A 15,324-nucleotide genomic window follows, 5' to 3' on the forward strand; every position below is an offset into this window, starting at 1 on the left:
AGCGACCGGGCGGGCGCTTCTCGGGCCAGGCACCGAAGGTCACCACCTCGACGCTGATCTGCTTGAACGCGGCGCAGCCGGGCAGCAGCACCAGGGCCGTGACAGCGGCCAGCCCCAGCCCCCAGCGACGGCGGTCGGTACAGAGCCCATCGGGCAGAGCGGGCAGCTTGGGCATCGCAATCTCCTTGTTCACGAACGGGCCGGATCAGCCACCACCAGACCCCGTCCCGGGCCGGCGCAATGCCGCCAGCGAGATGCGGGCCTCGGCGGGCAGCGCGGACGCGCCCGGCGTGGCGCAGGCCTCTTCGTCGTCCTCGTCAAACGCCTTGTCACCCTGCGGGTTGACCGCACCGGTCGGCTGGATCGTCTCGAATGGAAAGAGCGCCCGGTCCATCAGGTGCGAAGGCACGACATGGGCGAACGCGCGGTGCATGCTGTCGATGCGGCCCGGGTGCTGCCGGTCCCACTCGCGCAGCATGCGCTTGATCTGCACGCGCTGCAGGTTCTCCTGCGAGCCGCACAGCGTGCAGGGAATGATCGGGAACTCGCGGTGCGCGGCCCAGCGCTCCAGGTCGGTCTCGGCGACCAGCGCCAGCGGGCGGATCACCGTGTGGCGGCCGTCGTCGCTGACCAGCTTGGGCGACATGCCCTTGAGCTTGCCGCCGAAGAACATGTTCAGGAAGATGGTGCCGAGGAAGTCATCGCGGTGGTGGCCCAGCGCGATCTTGGTGGCACCCAGCTCGTCGGCCACCCGGTACAGGATGCCGCGCCGCAGCCGCGAGCACAGGCTGCACATCGTGTCGCCTTCGGGGATCACGCGCTTGACGACGGAGTAGGTGTCCTGGTTCTCGATGTGGAACTCGACGCCGCGGCTCGCCAGGTACTCGGGCAGGACGTGCGCCGGAAAACCGGGCTGCTTCTGGTCGAGGTTGACGGCGACGATGGAGAACTGGATCGGGGCGCGCTGCTGCAGGTTGAGCAGGATGTCGAGCAGCCCGTAGCTGTCCTTGCCGCCCGAGAGGCAGACCATGACGCGGTCGCCGTCCTCGATCATCGCGTAGTCGCTGATCGCCTGGCCGACGAGGCGGTGCAGGCGCTTGGAGAGCTTGTTGGTCTCGACGGAGGTGCGCCGCTCGGGAGTGACGGAACGCGGGGCGGTATCGGTGTCGGTGGTCTGCATGGTGGGCGGAATTGTCGCCGCACTCAGGCGCCCTGCACCATGGCGCCACCATCACATCACCACTGCCCGGTCTCCACCCGGATCGCCACCTCGCAGTCGTCGAAGATCTCCAGCTTGGCGATGCGCACCCGCACACCCAGCACACCGGGCAGGTCCATCAGCCGCGCCGCGACCTTGCCGATGAGGCTTTCCAGCAAGTTGACGTGCCGGGCACAGCACTCGTCGATGATGATCTTGCGCACGCGGCGGTAGTCGAGGACGTGGAACAGATCGTCGTCCGGCAGCGTCAGCGGCTGGGTGCCGAGGTTGAGTTCGGCATCGACGGCGATGGGCTGCGGGGCCGTCTTCTCGTGGTCGAGGATGCCGAGGTTGGCGTCGAAGCGCAGGCCGGTCAGGGTCAGGATCTGGGTGCCGCGGGTGGTGGACATGGGGGACTGGCTACCTTTCTACAATCGGCCGGTGAACACCGCCTCAATCCCCAGTGTAGCCAGCGCCCCGCTGCCCGCCGTCCCGGCGCTCCAGGCCCTCATCGCCGACGAGATCCGCCGCAGCGGCGGCTGGATCGGCTTCGAGCGCTTCATGGCGCTGGCGCTCTACCAGCCGGGCCTGGGCTACTACAGCGGCGGCGACCGCCAGTTCGGCGCCCTGCCCGCCTCCGGCAGCGACTTCATCACCGCGCCGGAACTCTCGCCGCTGTTCGGCCGCGCGCTGGCCCGCCAGGTCGCGCAGGCGCTGGCCGCCACCGGCACGCGCGAGGTCTGGGAGTTCGGTGCCGGCTCGGGCGCGCTGGCCTGTCAGTTGCTGCAGACGCTGGCGGAGCTGGGCGCCGCGGTGGACCGCTACACCATCGTCGATCTTTCCGGCACGCTGCGCCAACGCCAGCGCCAGCGGCTGGCCGCACAGGTGCCGCAGCACGCGGACAAGGTGCGCTGGATCGACACGCTGCCCGAGACTTTCGAGGGCGTGGTCGTCGGCAACGAGGTGCTGGACGCGATGCCGGTGGTGCTCGTCGCCTGGGATGGCGCGCAGTGGCAGGAGCGCGGCGTGGCGCTGGACGAGACCGCCGGGGCCGATGCACCGCAGTTCGTCTGGGCCGACCGGCCGACCGACCTGCGCCCGCCAGTAGACCTCGGTTTCGTCCCCGGCACCATGACCGAACTGCCGCGACAGGCCAGCGCCTTCCTCGGCACGCTGGCGGCCGGCCTGGCACGCGGTGCGGCCTTCTTCGTCGACTACGGCTTCCCCGAGCACGAGTTCTACCACCCGCAGCGCACCGGCGGCACCCTGATGTGCCACCGCGGCCACCAGGCCGACCCCGACCCGCTGCACGACGTCGGCCTGAAGGACCTGACCGCCCACGTCGACTTCACCGCCGTGGCACTCGCCGGGCAGGACGCCGGGCTGGAGGTGCTGGGCTACACCTCGCAGGCGCGCTTCCTGTTCAACTGCGGGCTGCTGGCCGACCTCGAAAGCGCCGACCTGCGTGGCCGGGCCATGGCGCAGAAACTCGTCACCGAGCACGAGATGGGCGAGCTGTTCAAGGTGATCGGCTTCGTGACCGAGGCCGAGTCGTTCGAGGCGATGGGCTTCGTGGCGGGCGACCGCAGCCACACGCTCTGATGCGCTGGCTCATCGTCTTCACGCTGTCGTGCCTGGTCTTCAACGGTCTGCACGGCTGGCTGGAGAAGATCGGGCTGGGACACATCCCCGGCGACTTCAGCGTGAAGATCGGCGCGCGGCGCTGGCACTTTCCCTTCGGTTCGAGCGTGCTGCTGACGCTGATCGGGCTGGTGCTGGCGCGCTGGCTCTGAGCGCTACACGGCGGCCGGTGGCAGCGCCGCGTCCACCGCCTCGACCCGGGCCTGGTGCAGTGCCCGGCCGATGTCGGGGCCTTTCAACCCGCGGGCGATCGCCCGTGCGCTGACCTCGGCCGAGCGGACCTGCTGGGCCGCCGCCAGCGCGGCACGCAGGCGCGGCGCTGGCGCGTAGACCTGCTCCTCGAATCCCAGTCGACCACGCGCGTCGCACTCGCAGGCCTGCAGCGTCTGCTCGAAGCGCTCGGCGCGGCGCCAGGCGTCGCAGCGGTCCATCAGCCGCACCAGCGCAGCGGCGTCGAAGGTGCTGCTGCGGTGGAGGTTGCCGTGTTCGCGCGCGACGACCTCGGCCAGTTCACGGCACTCCACCGGCACCCGCAGCCGCTCGGCCAGCGGCCCGAGCAGCCGCACGCTGCGCACCTCGTGGCCGATGTGGCGCGGCAGCACGTCGGCGGGCGTCGTGGCCTTGCCCAGGTCGTGCGCCAGGCAGGCAAAGCGCACCGGCAGCGCCGTGTCCAGGCGCGCGGCCATGTCCAGCACCAGCATCAGGTGCACACCGGTGTCGATCTCCGGGTGGTACTCGGCCCGCTGCGGCACGCCGAACAGCGCATCCACCTCCGGCAGCAGCCGCTCCAGCGCACCGCATTCACGCAGGAACAGGAACATCCGCGACGGCGCCGCCTCCATCAAGCCGCGCGACAACTCCTGCCACACCCGCTCGGGCACCAGCGCATCGACCTCGCCGGCGGCGACCATCTCGCGGCACAGTGCCAGCGTCTCGGGCGCCACACTGAACGTGCTGAACCGGGCCATGAACCGGGCCAGCCGCAGGATGCGCACAGGGTCCTCGACGAACGCCGGTCCGACGTGGCGCAGCACCCGGTCGCGCAGATCGGCCTGACCGCCGCAGGGGTCGATGACCGTGCCGTCGCCGTCCATGGCCATCGCGTTGATGGTCAGGTCGCGGCGGGCCAGGTCCTCTTCGAGCGTCACGTCCGGATCAGCGCGGAAGGCAAAGCCGTGGTAGCCCGGCGCGGTCTTGCGCTCGATGCGCGCCAGCGCGTACTCCTCCCGGGTGCGGGGGTGCAGGAAGACCGGGAAGTCGCGCCCGACCGGCAGATAGCCGGCCGCCCCCATCTGTTCGGGGGTCGAACCGATGACCACCCAGTCCCGGTCACCGGGTGGGCGGCCCATCAGGCGGTCACGAACGGCTCCGCCGACCAGAAATAGTTGCATGGCAAGCACTGCCCGCACCCTGGATCGACCGATGTGCCGCATTTGACAAAAGCGTCACCCGTGAGCCAGGGATAGGCAGGAAATGTGATGGAGTGATCCAATGATGCACTGGCACTGGTCCGTACCAAATGTTTAATGTTTGCAACGGCAGTGCGCTATTTCCCAGGGGAGTTCATTCATGTCGATTCGATCCACCGCCACACGCCTCGGGCTGACCACCCTGCTGCTCACCGGCTCGCTGCAGGCACAGGCCTACATCGAGCAGGAGCAGAGCACCGGCATCGCCAATGATGCCCCTTCGATGGCCGAGACGGTCGGCACGTTGTCGCCGGGTGGGTATCTGTTCATTTCGGGTGCCCGCCGAACCGAAGCAGGTGTGCTCGACGGCGGCGGTGGCAACTCGGCCGATTTCTTCCGCTTCGACGTGGGCTCGGCGCTGTCGGCCACGCTGACGATCGAAACCCCGACAGCGGCCGCGAAACCCGTGATCGGGCTGTTCGACAACACCCAGCCCGAGGGTGTGCTGCTGGCCAGTGCCTTCGACGACAACAGCACGCCGAGCACATTCCTGTCGTTCACCTACCAGCTCCAGCCCGGTACCTACTACGCCGCCGTGTCCGGTTTCCGGCTGGGCTGGAGTGATTTCGATGGTGGCGGCAACTCCGGCTGGACCTACAACCTGGTGCTGAGCAGCCCGCAACTGCAGGCGGCTGCCGTGCCGGAACCGGAATCGGTCGCCATGATGCTGGCCGGACTGGGCCTGCTCGGCATGGTGAGCCGCCGCCGCCGCGGCTGATTCAGTTCCGGCCGGCGCGTGCACGCCGCCAGTCCTCGGCCGTGAAGCCCGTGCGCAGCACCTGCGGCATCACGGCCGAGATCGCTGCGGGCGTCAGGCCCAGCGCAGCCAGACCCGGATGTCGCCCGGTGGCGACATTGGGCACGCGCATCGAATCCAGGTTGTCGCACGACATCAGCGGCCCGCCGGGCAGCAACCCGAGGGCGGCCGCCTGCAGGCGCCCCGCCCACGCCGGCAGCGGCAGCACCGGGCGCACGTGGCCGCTCCACCGCCCCGCCAGCCGCACCAGATCACCCAGCGTGAACACATCCGGTCCGGCACACTCGATCGTCTGGCCGATGGTCGCGCGGTCACGCAGGCACTGCACCAGCACCTGCGCCACATCCTCGACCCACACCGGCTGGAACTGCGCCTGCGCCCCTGCAAGTGCCATCACCGGCACCAGCGCCTGCAGGCGCGCGAACAGCCGGATGAAGTGGTCCTCGGCCCCGAAGATGACGCTCGGACGCAGGATCGTCAGGTCGAGACCGGGCGCCGCCCGCAGGACCTGCTCGCCGCGCGCCTTGCTGCGCAGGTAGTTCGACGGCGCCGCGGCCGGATCGCCATCCGGCACACCCAGCGCACTGACATGCACCAGCCGCCGGACACCGGCACGCTGGCAAGCGGCAGCCAGCTGCTGCGGCAGCGTGACATGGGTGCGCTCGAACTGTGCTGCGCTGCCGTGCAGGATCGCCACCAGATTCACCACCGCATCGGCGCCCTGCACCAGCGCATCCAATTGCTGCGGGTCGTGCACGTCCGCCTCGAGCACCTGCACGCCGGGCAACAGCGTCTGGTCACGGCCCCGGACACCGCGGCGACTCGGCATCCGCACCGTCCCGAGCCCGATGTCCGGCGTTGCCGTCCAGCGGGCGAGCAGCGCCCGGCCGACAAAGCCTGTGCCGCCAAGGATCAACAGAGTGTGCACAGGCATGGTGGTGGTCCTCGTGGGGTGGGGAGTCTGGCTCAGGGGAGCTGGCGGTTCTCGGGCGGCGCGTCCACCGGACGCGGCCCCACCAGCGGGGACAACCGGCTCTTCAGGTCCACCACCGACTTGCCGCCCAGCACCGCGGCGTAGTAGCTGGCGTTGGAGAGCACCTTCTTCACGTAGTCGCGGGTCTCGTTGAAGGGGATGTTCTCGGCCCAGGCCGCCACCTCCATCACCGGCCCATCGCGCCAGCGGCGCGGGCGGTTCGGACCGGCGTTGTAGCCGGCCGCCGCCATGGCCTGGGAGCCGCCGAAATCGTCGAGCACCAGCTTGAGGTAGCCCGCCCCGAGCTTCAGGTTGGTGGTCTTGTCGGTGATCGATTCCTGCGTGTACGGAATGCCCAGCCGCTTGGCCGTCCAGCGGGCCGTGGAGGGCATCACCTGCATCAGGCCGGAGGCACCCACCCCCGAGCGGGCATCGGTGACGAAGCGCGACTCCTGGCGGATCAGCCCGTAGACGTAGGCGGGGTCCAGCCCCACACCCTGCGCTGCAGCGACCACGTCGGCGCGGAACGGCATCGGAAAGCGTTGCGCCAGATCGATCTCCTGCCGGGTTCGTTCGCTGGTGTTGATGCAACGGTCCCAGACTTCGTTGTCGCAGGCGCGCTGGGCGGCGGCCAGCAACTGCCGGTCACCCAGCTCGCGGATCGAGAAGTTCCACTCGCGCACACCCTCGCTGCGCAGCCCCAGCGCGATCAGCGCCAGCGCACGGGTCAGGCCCGGTTGGCGCAGGGCCTGCGCACGCTCCTCGGCGGTGAGCGCTGCCGGGCGGGCGGGCAGGGTCTGCGGGTGCCCGAGTTCCTCGGCGGCGAGCTTGCCGTAGAAATTCATCTGACCGGCGATCCGCTCGAAGAGCACGCTGGACGCCGTGCGCTGTCCGTCGCCCTCGGCGCCCGCCCTGGCCGTGGCCTGGACGGCACGCGCCTTCCAGTAGATCCAGGTCGGATCGGCCTGCGCGGCGGCGCTCATGGCCGCGATCGCATCGAGCATGCGCTGCCAGCGGCCCGCATCCGTGGCGCGCAGCGCCGAGCGCGCACGCCAGGCCAGCGTGTCGTCGTTCCAGTCGATGTCGCGGGTGGCGGTGGCCGCCGCACCGCTGGCACGCTGGAACCAGGCATCCGCTTCCGGCATCAGCTTCATCGCCGCCTGCCGCGCCACGGAACCCCAGGCCCAGGCGGCGGCCTCGGGCGCCAGCCGGGTCTGCCAGCGGTCCTGCAATTCGGCCGCGGCCGCGGTCGGGTCGCTCGCCGCCAGCCGGGCCAGCGCCATGACGGCGTATTCGGCACCCTGCCGGCTGTCGGTGTCGGTGCGGCGGGCCAGGTAGCGCTGCGGCTGCTCGAACAGCTCGGTCAGCGGGGTACCGGTGGTGTCCTCGCCGAGCAGCGTCAACGCCTGCCGCGCCGCGTTGAAGCGCTTGGCCTCGGCCGCTTCGCGGGCCTTGAGCCAGACATCGCTGGCGCTGAACAGGCGCGCGGTGTAGAGCGTGGTGACGAGCAGCGTGCAGCCGTCGTCGCCGTCGCGCTGCAGGAACCAGTTCGCGCGGGCCGCGGCGCGCACGTCCTCGCCGACGTGGTGGCGCAGCAGCAGCGCGTAGCAGCTCACCTCGCGGTCGTCGTTGTACTTGAAGCGCGGGTACTCGGTGGCGAAGTTGCGCCAGTCGCGGCGCTTGCCGAGTTCGAGCAGCCAGTCGTTGCGCAGGCGGTCCTCGACGTAGGTGCCGGGCCAGCGGGCGTAGAACGCGTCCAGCTCGGACTGGTTCGACTCGGCGAGCCGGTTGCTCAGCTCCCAGTAATCCGCCCACATCGCCAGCGGGTAGCGGGCGGCCACCAGCGTGTCGCGGTGGACCAGCAGCCTGGCGCGGTCCTTCTTGCGCAGGGCCTCGCGCGCCTGCACCAGCCGGTCGTCCAGCGCGCGGGCCTCGCTGGTCGCGGCATTCTGGGTCTGCGCCACGCACACCGACCCCGCCAGACCACAACTGGTCACCACCGCCACCACGGCGGCCCTCGCCACATCCACCACTGACTTCATGCGCACCTTGGTTCACCCCCGACGCCAGTGTAGGGGCGGACCCTGATCGCGCCACCCCGGCGGTCGCAAGCACGTGCAAACCGACCGGGCAAACCACGGCATGCTGCCCCGAATTGCCGCCACGCCCGGGCACACGCACAATCGCCCCACCGTGGCCGAGAACGAAATCCGATGAGCACTCCGTCCAGCACCCCTTCCTTCAAGCTCCCCGAACCGCCCCGCGACAAGAAGACGCTGCGCAGGCAGCTCCAGGCCGAACGCATGGGCATGTCCGACCGCCACCAGCGCTCGGTGCACCTGCAGGAGGTGCTGATGGTCTGGCTGCTGTCGCGCAAGGAGAAGACGATCGGCGCGTTCTGGTCGATCAAGGGCGAGTTCGACGCCCTGCCGGCGCTCTACCGCTGGACGGAATCGGATCCGGACCGGCGCATCGGCCTGCCGGTGATCGACAAGCTCACGAAGCAGTTGCGCTTCCATGTCTGGTACCCCGGCTGCCCGATGGAGGAGGACGCCTACGGCATCCTGAAGCCCAAGGACACCGAGGAATTCCACCCGGAGCTGCTGCTGGTGCCCTGCGTGGGCTTCGGGCCGGGGGGGGTGCGGCTGGGCTACGGCGGCGGGTTCTACGACCGCACGCTGGCGTCACTCAAGCCGATGCCGTTCACCGCCGGCATCGGCTATGCCCACGGCTACATCCCGTGGCTGGCGGCCGAGCCGCACGATGTGCCGCTCGACGCGATGCTGACCGAAGAGGGCACGGTCTGGGACCGTGACCGCGATCAGACGCCGGACCAGGGTCAGAACTTGTAGCCGACGCCCACGCCGACCAGCAGCGGGTCGATCTTGAGGGTGCCGAGGTTGGTGCCACCGCTGCTCAGGTCGGTGCGGATCTGCACCTTCTTCACGTCGAAGTTGACCGACCAGGTCCTGTCGATGGCGTAGTCCACACCGGCCTGCAGCGACAGGCCGAAGCTGTTCTTGTCCACCGACAGCGTGCCGCCACCCAGGTCGACGCTGGAGAAGTGGGTGTAGTTCAGGCCGGCGCCGACGTACGGGGTGAAGGCGCCCAGACCGAGGTCGTTGAAGCGGTATTGCAGCGTCAGCGTCGGCGGCAGGTGCTTGAGGGTGCCGACCGCAGCCCCGTTGGCACTGACGTCGTGCTTCTGCGGGTAGGTCAGGATCAGTTCGGTGGACAGGTTCGGGGAGATGAAGTACGTGAAGTCGACTTCCGGGATCACCTTGCTGCTGACCGAGACATCGAGCGTCGGGATGGTGTCCTTGTTGGCCGGATCGATGTTGACCGCACGCACGCGCACCAGCGTGTCACCGGCCACCTGCGCCGACGCCATCGGGGCAGCGGACAGGGCACACAGGGCAACGAGAGCGAGACCGATTTTCTTGGACATGGAGAGACTCCTGGTTGAACAGTGCCCTCCATTGGATCCATGCCTGTCGCACAAAGATTGCGCAGTCTCAATGCCTCACCGGCGCAGCGCCCGCACCAGGCCGGACGCTTGATCTGGGTCAGCAGGGGATTCGGACCGCACAACGCCCGTGTGGCGCGGGCGCATCAAAGCCCCAGCCGGCGCGCCAGTTCCAGCACCGTGGCGCTGGTGTTCATCGTGTAGAAGTGCAGCGACGGCACGCCCTGCGCCCGCAGCCGCTCGCACAAGTCGGTGACGACATCCAGCCCGAAGGCCTTGATGCTGGCCGTGTCGTCGCCGAAGCTCTGCAGCCGCAGCCGCACCCAGCGCGGGATCTCGGCGCCGCAGCCATCCGCGAAACGCAGGATGCCGCTGGAATTGGTGATCGGCATGATGCCGGGCACCACCGGGATGTCCAGACCGAGCGCCCGCACCTCGTCCACGAAACGCCAGTAGGCATCGGCGTTGTAGAAGAACTGCGTGATCGCCGAGCTGGCCCCCGCCTTCACCTTGGCCGCGAAGGCCTGCAGGTCGGCTTCAGGCGAGCGGGCCTGCGGATGCATCTCCGGATAGGCCGCCACCTCGATGTGGAAGTGGTCGCCCGTCTCGGCGCGGATGAAGGCCACCAGGTCGCTGGCGTGGCGGAACGCGCCCATCGGGCCGAAGCCGCTGGGCAGGTCACCACGCAGCGCGACGATGCGGCGCATGCCCATCGCCCGGAACTGCGCCAGCCGCTCGCGCACCGACTCGCGGGTGGCGCCGACGCAGGTGAAGTGCGAGGCACCGTCCTGCCCTTCGTCGAGGAGGGCCTGCACGGTCTGCAGCGTGCCGTCCTGGGTCGAACCACCCGCGCCGTAGGTGACGGAGCAGAACTGCGGCTTCAGCGCATACAGCGCCTGGCGCACGGCGGCCAGCTTGGTCACGCCCTCGGGTGTCTTGGGCGGGAAGAACTCCAGGCTCAGCGGAAGGGAGGCGGTTTGCGTCATGGCAGGTTCAGTCGTGGTCTGCGCAGGCGGAGCTGCTCAGGTGTCGTCTCGGACAGGCTTCTTGGGCGTGGGCTTCGCGATCGGCTTGTCGCCGGACTCCAGATCGAGGTGGCGCGCCCACAGGAAGAATTCGGTGTTGCCGTTGCCACCGGTGATCGGGCTCTGGAAGTAGGCGTGGACCTTCATCCCCGCGTCGCGGCAGCACTGGCGCACGCGCGTCTCGACGTCCGTGAACAGCGACTTGTCGCGCACGATGCCGCCCTTGCCGATGTGCTCGGGCTGCAGCTCGAACTGCGGTTTCACCAGCACCAGCAGGTCGGCGTCCGGCGCCATGTAGGCGAACAGCGTCGGCAGCACGTGCGTCAGCGAGATGAACGACACGTCGGCGACGACCACGTCGAAGCTGGCCGGAGCCCAGTCCTGTGCGAAGGCCGACGCGCTCACGTCGCGGGCATTGATGCCTTCGTAGCTGACCACGCGGTCGTCACCGCGCAGCTTGGCAGCGAGCTGGTCGCGGCCGACGTCCAGACCGACCACCTTCACGGCGCCCTGCTGCAGCAGCAGGTCGGTGAAGCCGCCGGTGCTCTGGCCGACGTCCAGGCAGGTGCGCCCCGCCACGCCGAAGCCGCAGCGCGCGACGGCGCCTTCGAGCTTGAGGCCACCGCGCGACACGAAGCGCAGCTCCGCGTCGTCGGTGATCTCGACCTGGGCGTCGTCGGGCACGTCCTCGCCGGACTTGGTCGGCACCAGCCAGCCCTTGGGGCCGAGCCAGCGCACGGCCTTGCGTTCGATCAGCCGCTGGGCGGCGGAGCGGGTCGGGACCATGCCCCGTTGGACAATCAGCTGATCGATGCGCATGTCGTGTGTCTTTCTCGGTGGCCCCGCAGGGGCCGGGGTGAATCAATAGCGGTAGGTGTCGGGCTTGTAAGGGCCCTGCTTCGGCACGCCGATGTAGGCGGCCTGCTCGTCGGTCAGCTCGGTCAGCATCGCGCCGACCTTCTTCAGGTGCAGGCGCGCCACCTTCTCGTCCAGGTGCTTGGGCAGCACATAGACCTTGCCGGCGTCGTAACCGTCCGGGTGGCAGAACAGCTCGATCTGCGCGATGGTCTGGTTGGCGAAGCTCGACGACATCACGAAGCTCGGGTGGCCCGTGCCGCAGCCCAGGTTCACCAGGCGGCCCTTGGCCAGCAGGATGATGCGCTTGCCCGGCTTGCCATCCACTTCGGGGAAGATGATGTGGTCGACCTGCGGCTTGATCTCTTCCCACTCGTACTGTTCCAGCGACGCGACCTCGATCTCGTTGTCGAAGTGGCCGATGTTGCAGACGATCGCCTGGTCCTTCATCGCCAGCATGTGCGCGTGGCGGATCACGCCCTTGTTGCCGGTGGTGGTCACGAAGATGTCGGCCTTGTCGGCGGCGTACTCCATGGTCACGACCTTGTAGCCTTCCATCGCGGCCTGCAGGGCATTGATCGGGTCGATCTCGGTCACCCAGACCTGCGCCGACAGCGCGCGCAGCGCCTGCGCCGAGCCCTTGCCCACGTCACCGTAGCCAGCGACGACCGCGACCTTGCCGGCGATCATGACGTCGGTGGCGCGCTTGATGCCGTCCACCAGCGACTCGCGGCAGCCGTAGAGGTTGTCGAACTTGCTCTTGGTGACCGAGTCGTTGACGTTGATCGCGCGGAACAGCAGCGTGCCGGCTGCCGACATTTCCTTCAGGCGGTGCACACCGGTCGTGGTTTCCTCGGTCACGCCGATGATCTCGGCGGCCTTGCGGGTGTACCAGGTCGGGTCGACGGCGATCTTGGCGCGGATCGAGGCGTAGAGGCAGGTCTCCTCTTCGCTGGTCGGGTGGTCGAGCAGCGACAGGTCACGCTCGGCGCGCTGGCCGAGGTGCATCAGCAGCGTCGCGTCGCCGCCGTCGTCCAGGATCATGTTCGGGCCTTCGCCCGGCGTGCCGGCGGCGCCGAAGTCGAAGATGCGGTGGGTGTAGTCCCAGTAGTCGGCCAGCGTCTCGCCCTTGTAGGCGAAGACCGGCGTGCCCTTGACGGCCAGCGCGGCGGCGGCGTGGTCCTGCGTCGAGAAGATGTTGCACGAGGCCCAGCGCACATCCGCGCCGAGCGCCTGCAGCGTCTCGACCAGCACGGCGGTCTGGATGGTCATGTGCAGCGAGCCGGTGATGCGCGCGCCCTTGAGCGGCTGCTTGGCGGCGAACTCTTCGCGGATGGCCATCAGGCCGGGCATCTCGGTTTCCGCGATGCGGATTTCCTTGCGGCCCCAGGCGGCCAGCGCCAGGTCGGCGACGAGGAAATCGGGGTTGTGGACAGACTTGACGACAGCGTTCATGAGGAATGGGCTCCGAAGGATGAGCCGCTCACTGCATCGACGCGCGGGCCAGTCAGGGATCACGAAAGCGGCAACCTTGCCGGCTCACCCTGTGCCCTCGCCGCGATGCGGGCGAGCGGGTGAGCGCCGTTGCCTTGTGGAAAGGGGTTCGAGCCTGGGATCGGGTACAACCACCGATCTTGCAACGCTCCTCGAACACGAGGCGCGATTGTAGCCATCTCGGGCGGACCGTTGCGCCAAGCAGCGCCGGGTGTCCGTCGCTTTTCCGGGTCAAGCCATGCAAGCGCCAGCACCAGCAGATACCACGATCCCGCCGGTGGCCGTCTCCTTTCGAGCGGCCGTGCTCTTCTGGCTGAAGCTCGGCTGCATCAGCTTCGGCGGCCCGGCCGGACAGATCGCGCTGATGCACCAGGAGCTGGTCAAACGCCGGCGCTGGATCTCCGAGCGGCGCTTCCTGCATGCGCTGAACTACTGCATGGTGCTGCCCGGCCCCGAGGCGCAGCAGCTCGCCACCTACATCGGCTGGCTGATGCACCGCACGGCCGGCGGGCTGGTCGCGGGCGGGCTGTTCGTGTTGCCGTCGCTGGCGCTGCTGGTCGCACTGTCGTGGGTCTACGCCACGTTCGGCACGCTGCCGCTGGTCGCCGGGCTGTTCCATGGCATCAAGCCCGCCGTCACTGCCATCGTCGTGCAGGCCGTGCACCGCATCGGCACGCGGGCGCTGAAGAACACCACGCTGTGGGCCATCGCGGCGGCGGCGTTCGTCGCGATCTTTGCGCTGGACGTGCCCTTCCCCGCCATCGTGCTGGCAGCGGCGGCCATCGGCGCGGTGGGTGGCCGGTTCGCGCCCGACACCTTCCGCACTGGCGGCGGCCACGGCGCGGCGAAGACCGTGGCAGGCCCTGCGCTGATCGACGATGACACGCCTGCACCGGAGCACGCCCGGTTGCGCTGGCCGCGGCTGGCGCGGGTGCTGGGCGCAGGCGCGCTGCTGTGGTCGGTGCCGATGGCGCTGCTCACCGCCAGCCTCGGCTGGGAGCACACGCTCACCCGCATGGGCTGGTTCTTCACCAAGGCAGCGCTGCTGACCTTCGGCGGCGCCTACGCAGTGCTGCCCTATGTCTGGCAGGGCGCGGTCGGCACCTTCGGCTGGCTCACGCCGACGCAGATGATCGACGGCCTGGCGCTCGGCGAAACCACGCCCGGACCGCTGATCATGGTGGTCACCTTCGTCGGCTTCGTCGGCGGCCACGCGCAGGCGCTGTTCGGCCCCGAGCACCTCTTCCTGGCCGGAGCGGCAGCGGCGGTGCTGGTGACGTGGTGCACCTTCCTGCCGTCCTTCGTCTTCATCCTGGCCGGCGGGCCGCTGGTCGAATCGACGCACCAGAACCTGAAGTTCACCGCACCGCTGACCGCCATCACCGCGGCGGTGGTCGGCGTGATCCTGAACCTCGCGCTGTTCTTCGGCTACCACGTGCTGTGGCCGAGCGGCTTCGGCGGACGCTTCGATGCGGTGTCGGCCCTGATCGCGGTCGGCGCTGCGGTGGCGCTGCTGCGCTACAGGCGCTCGGTGGTGCAGGTCATCGCCGCCTGCGCAGTGCTCGGGCTGCTCGCCCGCACCGCCATCGGCGGCTGAATCGGCGCATGCGCAGTGCGGATCAGCTCGCGCCGTTCGAGGCGATCTGGTCCTCGAAGCCGCCCGGCACCAGCGACGGCCGACCGACGATCAGCGGATCGGCCGGCCCGATGGTGGCGAGGTCCCGCTTCGTGTACGGCAGCCGGTGCAGCACATAGCGCATCGCATTGAGCCGCGCGCGCTTCTTGCAGTCCGACTTGATCACCGTCCAGGGCGCGTCGGGCGTGTCGGTGTGCAGGAACATCGCCTCCTTGGCGCGGGTGTAGTCGTCCCACTTGTCGAGCGAGGCCAGGTCGATCGGGCTGAGCTTCCACTGCTTGAGGGGGTGGCCCTGGCGCTCCTTGAAGCGGCGGCGCTGCTCGGCACGGCTAACCGAGAACCAGAACTTGAAGAGATGGATGCCACTGCGCACCAGGTTGCGCTCGAACTCGGGTGCCTCGCGCATGAACTGCTCGTACTGCGCATCGCTGCAGAAACCCATCACCCGCTCGACGCCGGCACGGTTGTACCAGGAGCGGTCGAACAGCACGATCTCGCCACGCGTCGGCAGGTGCTGCACGTAGCGCTGGAAGTACCACTGGCCGCGCTCGACCTCGCTGGGTTTTTCCAGCGCGACGACGCGGGCACCGCGCGGGTTGAGGTGCTCCATGAAGCGCTTGATCGTGCCGCCCTTGCCGGCAGCGTCGCGGCCCTCGAACAGGATGATCACCCGTGCGCCGGTCTCCTTCACCCAGGCCTGCAGCTTCAGCAGCTCCACCTGCAGCCGGTACTTCTGTTTCTCGTAGCTCTTGCGCGAGAGCAGATGGCGGTAGGGATAGGCGCCCTCGCGCCAGCCCGCCGACAACGCCA

Annotated in this window: 15 protein-coding genes and 1 riboswitch; of the genes, 5 read left to right on the forward strand and 10 right to left on the reverse strand. The window is 69.1% G+C overall.

What is annotated here, in order from left to right; translation table 11 throughout:
• Nucleotides 1–205 precede the first annotated feature (205 nt).
• On the reverse strand, nucleotides 206–1,180 hold the full coding sequence (ttcA, locus tag AB3X43_RS19215; protein WP_369431482.1) for a tRNA 2-thiocytidine(32) synthetase TtcA: 975 nt from the start codon (nucleotides 1,178–1,180) through the stop codon (nucleotides 206–208).
• Between the two features lie 56 nt (nucleotides 1,181–1,236).
• On the reverse strand, nucleotides 1,237–1,608 hold the full coding sequence (locus AB3X43_RS19220) for a dihydroneopterin aldolase (RefSeq protein WP_369431483.1): 372 nt from the start codon (nucleotides 1,606–1,608) through the stop codon (nucleotides 1,237–1,239).
• Between AB3X43_RS19220 and AB3X43_RS19225 the strand changes: the two genes are divergently transcribed.
• Together AB3X43_RS19225 and AB3X43_RS19230 are read left to right on the forward strand one after the other, a co-directional pair.
• Entirely contained in the window at nucleotides 1,607–2,800 is a 1,194-nt protein-coding gene (locus tag AB3X43_RS19225; protein ID WP_473965153.1) for a class I SAM-dependent methyltransferase, read from the forward strand. The genes AB3X43_RS19220 and AB3X43_RS19225 overlap by 2 nt on opposite strands.
• Nucleotides 2,800–2,991 (forward strand): DUF2905 domain-containing protein, encoded by a 192-nt coding sequence (locus AB3X43_RS19230; protein WP_369431485.1) that lies wholly within the window; start codon nucleotides 2,800–2,802, stop codon nucleotides 2,989–2,991. Before AB3X43_RS19225 ends, AB3X43_RS19230 begins: the two co-directional genes overlap by 1 nt.
• A 3-nt stretch (nucleotides 2,992–2,994) precedes the next feature.
• Here the strand turns inward: AB3X43_RS19230 and AB3X43_RS19235 are convergent, their stop codons facing one another.
• A complete protein-coding gene (locus AB3X43_RS19235) occupies nucleotides 2,995–4,230 on the reverse strand; it encodes a multifunctional CCA addition/repair protein (protein ID WP_369431486.1) in 1,236 nt (411 codons plus the stop codon).
• Between the two features lie 178 nt (nucleotides 4,231–4,408).
• Here AB3X43_RS19235 and AB3X43_RS19240 point away from each other — a divergent pair, with 178 nt between their 5' ends.
• A complete protein-coding gene (locus AB3X43_RS19240) occupies nucleotides 4,409–5,026 on the forward strand; it encodes a PEP-CTERM sorting domain-containing protein (RefSeq protein ID WP_369431487.1) in 618 nt (205 codons plus the stop codon).
• A 1-nt stretch (nucleotide 5,027) separates the two neighbouring features.
• Here the strand turns inward: AB3X43_RS19240 and AB3X43_RS19245 are convergent, their stop codons facing one another.
• The gene (locus AB3X43_RS19245; RefSeq protein ID WP_369431488.1) at nucleotides 5,028–5,999 is read right to left on the reverse strand and encodes a complex I NDUFA9 subunit family protein; all 972 of its coding nucleotides are present in this window, start codon (nucleotides 5,997–5,999) and stop codon (nucleotides 5,028–5,030) included.
• Nucleotides 6,000–6,031: 32 nt separating this feature from the next.
• The gene (locus AB3X43_RS19250; protein ID WP_369431497.1) at nucleotides 6,032–8,080 is read right to left on the reverse strand and encodes a transglycosylase SLT domain-containing protein; all 2,049 of its coding nucleotides are present in this window, start codon (nucleotides 8,078–8,080) and stop codon (nucleotides 6,032–6,034) included.
• A gap of 171 nt (nucleotides 8,081–8,251) precedes the next feature.
• Between AB3X43_RS19250 and AB3X43_RS19255 the strand changes: the two genes are divergently transcribed.
• Nucleotides 8,252–8,890: a 5-formyltetrahydrofolate cyclo-ligase gene (locus AB3X43_RS19255; RefSeq protein WP_369431489.1), complete on the forward strand. Its 639-nt coding sequence runs from the start codon at nucleotides 8,252–8,254 to the stop codon at nucleotides 8,888–8,890.
• On the opposite strand, the gene AB3X43_RS19260 is transcribed toward AB3X43_RS19255, so the two are convergent.
• The 4 genes from AB3X43_RS19260 to ahcY all read right to left on the reverse strand — a co-directional run bounded on the left by AB3X43_RS19260 (nucleotide 8,878) and on the right by ahcY (nucleotide 12,839).
• Nucleotides 8,878–9,486 (reverse strand): OmpW/AlkL family protein, encoded by a 609-nt coding sequence (locus AB3X43_RS19260; RefSeq protein WP_369431490.1) that lies wholly within the window; start codon nucleotides 9,484–9,486, stop codon nucleotides 8,878–8,880. The two genes, AB3X43_RS19255 and AB3X43_RS19260, sit on opposite strands and share 13 nt — an antisense overlap.
• A gap of 164 nt (nucleotides 9,487–9,650) precedes the next feature.
• Nucleotides 9,651–10,490 carry a methylenetetrahydrofolate reductase [NAD(P)H] gene (gene metF / locus AB3X43_RS19265; protein WP_369431491.1) on the reverse strand — a complete coding sequence of 280 codons (840 nt, stop codon included), beginning with the start codon at nucleotides 10,488–10,490 and terminating at the stop codon, nucleotides 9,651–9,653.
• Between the two features lie 36 nt (nucleotides 10,491–10,526).
• Nucleotides 10,527–11,348, reverse strand: a complete 822-nt coding sequence (locus AB3X43_RS19270) for a TlyA family RNA methyltransferase (protein ID WP_369431492.1) — start codon at nucleotides 11,346–11,348, stop codon at nucleotides 10,527–10,529.
• Nucleotides 11,349–11,390: 42 nt separating this feature from the next.
• Complete coding sequence (gene ahcY, locus AB3X43_RS19275) at nucleotides 11,391–12,839, reverse strand: adenosylhomocysteinase (protein WP_369431493.1); 1,449 nt, start codon at nucleotides 12,837–12,839, stop codon at nucleotides 11,391–11,393.
• A gap of 114 nt (nucleotides 12,840–12,953) precedes the next feature.
• Nucleotides 12,954–13,038: riboswitch (S-adenosyl-L-homocysteine riboswitch) on the reverse strand.
• A gap of 78 nt (nucleotides 13,039–13,116) precedes the next feature.
• On the opposite strand from ahcY, the gene chrA reads away from it, so the two are divergent.
• Nucleotides 13,117–14,475 (forward strand): chromate efflux transporter, encoded by a 1,359-nt coding sequence (gene chrA / locus AB3X43_RS19280; protein WP_369431494.1) that lies wholly within the window; start codon nucleotides 13,117–13,119, stop codon nucleotides 14,473–14,475.
• A gap of 22 nt (nucleotides 14,476–14,497) precedes the next feature.
• On the opposite strand, the gene ppk2 is transcribed toward chrA, so the two are convergent.
• A partial coding sequence (ppk2, locus tag AB3X43_RS19285; protein WP_369431496.1) for a polyphosphate kinase 2 occupies nucleotides 14,498–15,324 on the reverse strand: 827 nt, incomplete at its 5' end.

The sequence above is a fragment of the Sphaerotilus sp. genome (genome assembly GCF_041083715.1).
Classification (GTDB): domain Bacteria; phylum Pseudomonadota; class Gammaproteobacteria; order Burkholderiales; family Burkholderiaceae_C; genus Sphaerotilus.

Coding starts and splice junctions, on each gene's coding strand:
- AB3X43_RS19250 (WP_369431497.1), bottom strand. CDS start 8,080: ATGAAGTCAGTGGTGGATGTGGCGAGGGCCGCCGTGGTGGCGGTGGTG.
- metF (WP_369431491.1), bottom strand. CDS start 10,490: ATGACGCAAACCGCCTCCCTTCCGCTGAGCCTGGAGTTCTTCCCGCCC.
- chrA (WP_369431494.1), top strand. CDS start 13,117: ATGCAAGCGCCAGCACCAGCAGATACCACGATCCCGCCGGTGGCCGTC.
- AB3X43_RS19255 (WP_369431489.1), top strand. CDS start 8,252: ATGAGCACTCCGTCCAGCACCCCTTCCTTCAAGCTCCCCGAACCGCCC.
- AB3X43_RS19235 (WP_369431486.1), bottom strand. CDS start 4,230: ATGCAACTATTTCTGGTCGGCGGAGCCGTTCGTGACCGCCTGATGGGC.
- AB3X43_RS19220 (WP_369431483.1), bottom strand. CDS start 1,608: ATGTCCACCACCCGCGGCACCCAGATCCTGACCCTGACCGGCCTGCGC.
- AB3X43_RS19245 (WP_369431488.1), bottom strand. CDS start 5,999: ATGCCTGTGCACACTCTGTTGATCCTTGGCGGCACAGGCTTTGTCGGC.
- AB3X43_RS19260 (WP_369431490.1), bottom strand. CDS start 9,486: ATGTCCAAGAAAATCGGTCTCGCTCTCGTTGCCCTGTGTGCCCTGTCC.
- AB3X43_RS19230 (WP_369431485.1), top strand. CDS start 2,800: ATGCGCTGGCTCATCGTCTTCACGCTGTCGTGCCTGGTCTTCAACGGT.
- ttcA (WP_369431482.1), bottom strand. CDS start 1,180: ATGCAGACCACCGACACCGATACCGCCCCGCGTTCCGTCACTCCCGAG.
- ahcY (WP_369431493.1), bottom strand. CDS start 12,839: ATGAACGCTGTCGTCAAGTCTGTCCACAACCCCGATTTCCTCGTCGCC.
- AB3X43_RS19225 (WP_473965153.1), top strand. CDS start 1,607: ATGGGGGACTGGCTACCTTTCTACAATCGGCCGGTGAACACCGCCTCA.
- AB3X43_RS19270 (WP_369431492.1), bottom strand. CDS start 11,348: ATGCGCATCGATCAGCTGATTGTCCAACGGGGCATGGTCCCGACCCGC.
- AB3X43_RS19240 (WP_369431487.1), top strand. CDS start 4,409: ATGTCGATTCGATCCACCGCCACACGCCTCGGGCTGACCACCCTGCTG.